At 55.2% G+C, this 7,415-nt stretch carries 8 protein-coding genes; 4 read left to right on the plus strand and 4 right to left on the minus strand.

The window, feature by feature from the left end:
- Positions 1-168 precede the first annotated feature (168 nt).
- From ACS603_RS23190 to ACS603_RS23200, 3 genes are all read left to right on the plus strand, one after another.
- On the plus strand, positions 169-1,158 hold the full coding sequence (locus ACS603_RS23190) for a sulfate ABC transporter substrate-binding protein (protein WP_014072358.1): 990 nt from the start codon (positions 169-171) through the stop codon (positions 1,156-1,158).
- 111 nt (positions 1,159-1,269) lie between these two features.
- Positions 1,270-2,013 (plus strand): CDP-diacylglycerol diphosphatase, encoded by a 744-nt coding sequence (locus ACS603_RS23195; protein WP_474944995.1) that lies wholly within the window; start codon positions 1,270-1,272, stop codon positions 2,011-2,013.
- A gap of 73 nt (positions 2,014-2,086) precedes the next feature.
- Entirely contained in the window at positions 2,087-3,391 is a 1,305-nt protein-coding gene (locus ACS603_RS23200) for an SLC13 family permease (protein WP_474944996.1), read from the plus strand.
- 81 nt (positions 3,392-3,472) lie between these two features.
- On the opposite strand, the gene tpiA is transcribed toward ACS603_RS23200, so the two are convergent.
- Both tpiA and ACS603_RS23210 read right to left on the minus strand, forming a co-directional pair.
- Entirely contained in the window at positions 3,473-4,240 is a 768-nt protein-coding gene (gene tpiA, locus ACS603_RS23205) for a triose-phosphate isomerase (protein WP_315687347.1), read from the minus strand.
- A 111-nt stretch (positions 4,241-4,351) separates the two neighbouring features.
- Positions 4,352-4,909, minus strand: a complete 558-nt coding sequence (locus ACS603_RS23210; protein ID WP_395676201.1) for a DUF1454 family protein — start codon at positions 4,907-4,909, stop codon at positions 4,352-4,354.
- 152 nt (positions 4,910-5,061) lie between these two features.
- Between ACS603_RS23210 and ACS603_RS23215 the strand changes: the two genes are divergently transcribed.
- On the plus strand, positions 5,062-5,481 hold the full coding sequence (locus ACS603_RS23215) for a DUF805 domain-containing protein (protein ID WP_182063001.1): 420 nt from the start codon (positions 5,062-5,064) through the stop codon (positions 5,479-5,481).
- Here the strand turns inward: ACS603_RS23215 and fpr are convergent, their stop codons facing one another.
- On the minus strand, positions 5,482-6,228 hold the full coding sequence (gene fpr, locus ACS603_RS23220; protein WP_182063000.1) for a ferredoxin--NADP(+) reductase: 747 nt from the start codon (positions 6,226-6,228) through the stop codon (positions 5,482-5,484).
- Positions 6,229-6,324: 96 nt separating this feature from the next.
- Positions 6,325-7,335, minus strand: coding sequence for a class II fructose-bisphosphatase (glpX, locus tag ACS603_RS23225; protein WP_182062999.1), 1,011 nt, complete (start codon positions 7,333-7,335; stop codon positions 6,325-6,327).
- Between the last annotated feature and the right edge of the window lie 80 nt (positions 7,336-7,415).

The raw sequence follows: 7,415 nt of genomic DNA on the forward strand, positions 1-7,415 counted from the left end.
CATTCGCAGTCACGTAGGCCGGGTAAGGCGTAGCCGCCACCCGGCTTTTTTGTCCGCACTCTCCTTTTTATTCCTCTACGTTATAGCCAATCTTTTTTTATTCTTTAATCATTGGATATCTTTCTGGCACGCTGCATTCATCAAAACACTACACAAGAGAGCTGGGCGATGAATAAATGGGGCGTGGGTTTAACATTATTGCTGGCATCGACCAGCGTTCTGGCAAAGGACATCCAGTTACTGAACGTGTCATACGACCCGACGCGTGAACTGTACGAGCAGTACAACAAAGCATTCGCGGCACACTGGAAACAGGAAACCGGCGACAACGTCGTGGTGCGCCAGTCTCACGGCGGCTCCGGCAAACAGGCGACCTCAGTTATCAACGGTATTGAAGCCGATGTGGTCACTCTGGCGCTGGCCTATGACGTTGACGCGATCGCAGAACGTGGCCGTATTGATAAAAACTGGATCAAACGCCTGCCGGACAACTCCGCGCCATATACCTCGACCATCGTTTTCCTGGTGCGTAAAGGCAACCCGAAACAAATTCATGACTGGAACGACCTGATTAAACCGGGTGTTTCTGTCATTACCCCGAACCCGAAAAGCTCTGGCGGCGCCCGCTGGAACTACCTTGCAGCCTGGGGTTATGCCCTGCACCACAACAACGGCGACCAGGCAAAAGCTCAGGAGTTTGTGAAAGCGCTGTTTAAAAACGTCGAAGTGCTGGATTCCGGCGCACGTGGCGCAACTAACACCTTCGTTGAGCGCGGTATTGGAGATGTGCTGATCGCATGGGAAAACGAAGCCCTGCTGGCCACCAACGAACTGGGTAAAGACAAATTCGAAATTGTGACCCCAAGCGAATCTATCCTCGCGGAGCCGACCGTTTCTGTGGTCGACAAAGTGGTTGAGAAGAAAGATACCAAAGCAGTGGCTGAAGCCTACCTGAAGTATCTCTACTCGCCAGAAGGCCAGGAAATTGCGGCGAAAAACTTCTATCGTCCACGTGACCCGGCTGTTGCGAAGAAATACGAAAACGAATTCCCGAAACTGAAGCTCTTCACCATTGATGACGAGTTCGGTGGCTGGACGAAAGCGCAGAAAGAGCATTTCTCTAACGGCGGTACTTTCGACCAGATCAGCAAACGCTAAGCGTTTCGCAAAGAACGACACGGTGACCCGGTGTGAGAAATCCACCGGGTTTTTTATTTGGTCATCATTTTGCGTTACTCTTTCACTTCAGTTGGATACAGGGAACGCGTTGTGAAAAAAATCATTCTGTTGGTGCTAATTATCCTCGCGCTTGCCGCGGGTGGCTGGTTCTGGATGAAGTCCGGTAACCCGAACGCCTTACGCCATATCGTTCTCGATCAGTGTGTGCCCAACCAGATACAACACCGAAACCCGGCGCCCTGTGCACAGGTGAAGCCGGATGCGGGGTACGTGGTGTTTAAAGATCGCAACGGGCCGCTGCAATATTTGCTGATGCCGACGTACCGCATTAACGGCACGGAAAGCCCGCTGTTAACTGAGCCTCACACGCCGAATTTCTTCTGGCTGGCGTGGCAGTCGCGTAGCTTTATGACGCTCAGACGTGGCGCCGACGTGCCTGATAGCGCGATCTCGCTGACCATCAACTCCCCAACCGGGCGCACGCAGAACCATTTTCATATCCATATTTCCTGCCTGCGTGCTGACGTGCGTGAAAAGCTCAATGCGAATCAGGGGCAAATTGGCACCCAGTGGCTGCCGTTCCCCGGCGGGCTGGAAGGGCATGAATATCTTGCCCGCAGAGTGACGGAAAACGAACTGGTTCAGCGCAGCCCATTTATGATGCTGGCAGAAGAGCTGCCAGAGGCGCGCGACCATATGGGGCGCTTCGCACTGGCGATGGCCCAGCAGTCCGATGGCTCGTTCGTTCTGCTGGCGACCGAGCGTAATCTGTTCGCCCTTAACCGCGCATCGGCCGAAGAACTACAGGATCATCAATGCGCTATCCTGAATTGACCCCACCATAAATAGCGTTTACTCGCCATGCCTGTCGCCGTAGACTTGCTGAAAAAATCTACAGGAGACAGGCATGTCGCTCTGGTTATCTCACCCTCTGCTTCTTCCCTCATCGATTGTTGGCGTCACCATCGTGCTGTGGGCGACGTCGCTGCTGCCGGAATTTATCACCGCGCTGTTGTTTTTCACGGCGGCGATGACCGCCAAAATTGCCCCGCCGGAGGTGATCTTCGGCGGCTTTGCCTCGTCGGCGTTCTGGCTGGTATTCAGCGGGTTTGTGCTCGGCGTAGCGATCCGCAAAACCGGTCTGGCAGACAGGGCCGCGCGGGCGCTTTCAACCAGGCTGACCGATTCCTGGGTGCTGATGGTGGCAAGCGTAGTGCTGCTGAGCTACGCGCTGGCATTTGTCATGCCGTCAAACATGGGGCGTATCGCGCTGCTGATGCCGATTGTTGCGGCGATGGCAAAACGCGCCGGCATCGCCGACGGCTCTCGCGCATGGTTTGGCCTGGCGCTGGCCGTCGGGTTTGGCACCTTCCAGCTCTCGGCCACTATCCTGCCTGCTAACGTGCCAAACCTGGTGATGAGCGGTGCGGCAGAAGGCTCATACGGTATTCACCTGAACTATGTGCCGTATCTGCTGCTGCATACGCCGGTACTCGGCATTCTGAAAGGGTTAATTCTGATTGGCCTTATCTGTTGGTTATTTCCGGGTAGCCCAAAACCCGCGCGGGATATGGCACCGTCTGAACCGATGGGGCGGGATGAAAAGCGTCTCGCCTGGCTGCTGGCAGTGGTGCTGGGAATGTGGGTGACGGAGAGCTGGCACGGTATTGGGCCCGCCTGGACGGGGCTGGCGGCATCGGTCATTGTGCTGCTGCCGCGTGTTGGTTTTATCACCGGGGAAGAGTTTTCGACAGGTGTGAACATGCGTACCTGTATTTATGTGGCGGGCATTCTTGGGCTGGCGATTGTCGTGACGCAGACCGGGATTGGCACTGCCGTTGGCGAAGCCTTGCTGCGGGTCATGCCGCTGGACGCAGATAAACCCTTTACCAGTTTCCTGGCGTTGACGGGGATCACCACGGCGCTCAACTTCATTATGACCGCCAACGGCGTACCGGCGCTGTATACCACGCTGGCGCAGAGTTTTGCCGACGCGACCGGCTTCCCGCTGCTGTCGGTGATTATGATTCAGGTGCTGGGTTATTCCACGCCGCTGCTGCCGTATCAGGCATCGCCGATTGTGGTGGCTATGGGACTAGGGAAGGTGCCTGCAAGGGCGGGGATGCTGCTCTGTCTGGCGCTGGCGATTGCAACGTATCTGGTGCTGCTACCGCTGGATTATCTGTGGTTTAACCTACTGGGACAGCTGTAAAAAAGCCCGGTGGCGCTGACGCTTACCGGGCTTACAGAACCGTAGGGTGGGTTAGCGAAGCGCCACCCGCCACAAAGGCAATTACGCCTGTTTAGCCGCTTCTGCTGCTTTAACGATCACCGCGAAAGCGTCAGCTTTCAGGGATGCGCCGCCAACCAACGCGCCATCGATGTCTGGCTGAGTGAACAGCTCAGCAGCGTTAGCCGCGTTTACGGAACCGCCGTACTGGATGATGACTTGTTCAGCCACTTTCGCGTCTGCTTTAGCGATGTGGTCACGAATGAATTTGTGAACAGCCTGAGCCTGCGCAGGGGTTGCTGATTTGCCGGTACCGATAGCCCAGACTGGCTCGTAAGCAATGACCACGCCTTCGAATGCTGCCGCACCCTGAGTTTTCAGCACTGCGTCGATCTGACGTGCGCACACTTCTTCAGTTTTGCCTGCTTCGTTTTCTGCTTCGGTTTCACCGATGCACAGAACCGGGATCAGACCCTGCTCTTTCAGCACAGCGAATTTCTTCGCGATGAACTCGTCGGATTCTTTGTGGTAAGTACGACGCTCTGAGTGACCGATGATGATGTATTTCGCGCCGATATCTTTCAGCATTTCAGCGGAGGTTTCACCGGTGAATGCGCCAGACAGGTTAACGTCAACGTTCTGTGCACCCAGAACGATGTGGCTGCCGTCAGCCGCGTGTTTAGCCAGATCCAGGTACATATCAGGCGGAGCGATAGCAACCGCGCAACCAGTTACGCCAGCCAGCTCTTTACGCAGGTTAGCAACCAGTTCGTTTACCATGTGGCGGCTGCCGTTCAGTTTCCAGTTACCCATCACTAAAGGATGTCGCATTTCAATTCTCCACGCTAAATAAGCGAATTAAGGAATATGGCCACCCTGACGGGCAGCATGGTCTGTGAATCAGTATAGAGATTTTCCCTCGAAAGGCTTTGCTTTTTGTCATTAATTCGCCCCTCCGAGTGAGTCAGATAGTGTCAGCTTAATCGGTTCAACAGCGAAGGTCAGTCCCTTTTCGCCGTTATCTGCGACAACATAGCGAATGGCGCCTTCCGTATCGGCGTAATAGCGCTTGTTTTTACCGGCAGTCAGCAGTTTTTGCAGCTTTTGCTGGCTTTGCGCTTTGGTCAGAGCAGGGGTAAAGGCCTGCAGGATGGCGCTCATGTACTCCAGCGCTTTGGCCTTTGCCGCTTTTTGTTCTGGTCCCTGAATCGGCAGCCAGGTTATCTGCATGCTTTTGATTTTTAACGTACCGCGTTCAAGTGCGGTTGAAGCATACAGATTTTCGTTAATCTTACTGGCGGCGCGCGTCAGCGTCGGCGTATCGCGAGCGCTATCAATCGCGCGGAACTCATCCAGTGGCAGCGTTGGGTTGTTATGGTTGAAGGTTTCGCGAAACGCGCTAATTGACTGGTCGAACGACGGTGCTCCCGCCAGAAGGTACGGCGCAGTGGCAGGAGCAGTGGTTTCGGCGGCGTGCAGAGAGAGGCTGGCGCCTGGCATGGCTAAACACAATAAAAGGGAGTAAGCCCAAATTTTCATCAATATTGCCCCTGGCCGTAATTGCTCATGATTAAAACGATATCTGGTCGGCTTGTCAAAAGGTCACAACTCCAGGGTAAAATGCGCACTATATAATAATGAAGGAACCTTACATGACCATACAGCAGTGGCTGTTTTCATTCAAAGGGCGTATTGGACGCCGTGATTTCTGGATCTGGATGGTGACGTGGGTCGTTGCCATGCTGCTTCTGTTTTTCGTTGCCTACAATGCATGGCTGAGCACGCAAACCGCGGCATTTGCCCTGGTCTGTTTGCTGTGGCCAACGGCGGCCGTGGTGGTAAAACGCCTGCACGATCGCGGTCGCTCCGGCGCATGGGCATTTCTGATTATTCTGGCGTGGATGCTGGTGGCCGGTAACTGGGCAATACTGCCGTCGATCCTCCCCTGGGTTGTGGGGCGGCTGTTGCCATCCATTATCTTTGTCATGATGTTTGTCGATCTGGGCGCGTTTATCGGCACCCAGAGCGAGAACAAATACGGGAAAGATACCCTTGAGGTGAAGTACCGCTGATCACCAGTAGTGTTCGGCGGTCATATGGCCCGGCCGGCGGCGAAGATGTTTCGTCATCTGCCGGGTGTCCTTCAGAAGCTGTTGTGTATCCCGGACCATCTGTGGGTTACCACACAACATCACATGGCTGGTTTCGGCGTTCATCGGCAAACCAACCGCATTTTCCAGTGCGCCACTTTCAATCAACGCCGGAACACGCCCGGTGAGCGAGCCTGCTGCGGTTTCGCGGCTGACCACGGTCTGAATTTTCAGCTTCCCGCCATACTGCTGTTCCAGCTCTTGCATCTGCGGCAGATAACTTAAATCAGCGGCATAACGCGCGGCATGAACCAGCACGATATTTTTAAAGCGCTCCAGATCTTTACCGTATTGCAGGATAGAAAGATAGGGGCCAATCGCCGTGCCGGTAGCTAGCATCCAGAGGGTGTCGCACTCCGGGATTTCATCCAGCACGAAGAAGCCCGCCGCTTCGCTCACAATCTGTACATCATCGCCGGGCTTCAGCGCAGCAAGGCGTGGGCTGAGTTTGCCGTCCGGGACGGTGACAAGATAGAACTCAAGATCCGGGTTATCTGGCGCGTTGACGTAAGAGTAAGCGCGCTGCACGCGTTCGCCATCGACATCCAGCCCCAGCTTTGCAAATTGTCCGGCCGTAAACGGGTGGATAGGGGCATGGACGGTGAGACTAAATAGCGCATCGGTCCAGAATTGTATCTTTGTGACTTTACCTGTTACCCAGTCCGCCATGATCTTCTCCTGTGCTGTTTCTCTCTTCTATCTTCCGTACTTGTCGTGAAAATTTCCAGCCCGTTCGGGCCGGAAAGCTCTATCGATCAAACGGTTTTACAGAATGTGGGTCTGCACGTCCGGGTCTTTGCGATCGAGATAGTGAATGGACTGAATACGGCGAATGGTGCGCGATTTGCCCCGGATGAGCAGCGTTTCGGTGGTAGCCATATTCCCCTTACGGGTGATGCCGTCCAGCAGGTCGCCTTTGGTGATCCCGGTTGCGGAGAAGACCACGTTATCGCTGCGGGCCATTTCATCCAGCGCCAGGATTTTATTGGCTTCTATGCCCATGGCTTCACAACGAGCCAGCTCTTCTTCGCCAATACGACGGTTCTCTGCGTTGTCGCCTTTGACATCATGACGCGGCAGCAGTCGGGCCTGCATATCGCCATCCAGCGCGCGGATCACCGCAGCAGACACCACGCCTTCTGGCGCGCCGCCGATGCCGTAAAGCACATCCACTTCGCTGTCCGGCATACAGGTCAGAATAGAGGCGGCAACGTCGCCGTCCGGGATGGCGAACACGCGCACGCCAAGCTTTTGCATCTGCGCAATGGTGGCGTCGTGGCGCGGTTTCGCCAGAATGGTGACGGTGAGCTCGCTGAGCGGTTTACCCAGAGCGGCAGCGATATTACGCAGGTTCTCGTCCAGCGGCAGGCTGAGGTCGATAGCGCCTTTCGCGCCAGGGCCGACAATCAGCTTTTCCATGTACATATCCGGCGCGTTGAGGAAGCAGCCTTTATCACCCACCGCCATTACCGCCAGCGCGTTGGCCTGGCCCATGGCCGTCATGCGAGTGCCTTCGATAGGGTCGACTGCGATATCTACAGCATCGCCTTTGCCGGTCCCGACTTTTTCACCGATATAGAGCATCGGCGCTTCGTCGATCTCGCCTTCACCAATCACAATGGTGCCGTCGATATTGACCTGGTTAAGCACAATGCGCATGGCATGGACAGCCGCACCGTCTGCGGTATTTTTGTCGCCACGACCCAGCCATTTATAGCCCGCCAGAGCGGCGGCTTCGGTTACGCGGGAAAACTCGATAGCAAGTTCACGTTTCATGAGGTACTCGTGCAATCAAAAGGAATTGCACGAAGTTTATCACAGAGTGGGTAAGGTGCGGTCTGTACTCCCCTCACCCT

It is taken from the genome of Enterobacter sp. Li2LvB3, assembly GCF_056156645.1.

What these genes read in the sequence shown, in the direction of transcription:
- ACS603_RS23210 (WP_395676201.1), bottom strand. Translation starts at nt 4,909, where the DNA reads ATGCCAGGCGCCAGCCTCTCTCTGCACGCCGCCGAAACCACTGCTCCT.
- ACS603_RS23190 (WP_014072358.1), top strand. Translation starts at nt 169, where the DNA reads ATGAATAAATGGGGCGTGGGTTTAACATTATTGCTGGCATCGACCAGC.
- fpr (WP_182063000.1), bottom strand. Translation starts at nt 6,228, where the DNA reads ATGGCGGACTGGGTAACAGGTAAAGTCACAAAGATACAATTCTGGACC.
- ACS603_RS23200 (WP_474944996.1), top strand. Translation starts at nt 2,087, where the DNA reads ATGTCGCTCTGGTTATCTCACCCTCTGCTTCTTCCCTCATCGATTGTT.
- tpiA (WP_315687347.1), bottom strand. Translation starts at nt 4,240, where the DNA reads ATGCGACATCCTTTAGTGATGGGTAACTGGAAACTGAACGGCAGCCGC.
- glpX (WP_182062999.1), bottom strand. Translation starts at nt 7,335, where the DNA reads ATGAAACGTGAACTTGCTATCGAGTTTTCCCGCGTAACCGAAGCCGCC.
- ACS603_RS23215 (WP_182063001.1), top strand. Translation starts at nt 5,062, where the DNA reads ATGACCATACAGCAGTGGCTGTTTTCATTCAAAGGGCGTATTGGACGC.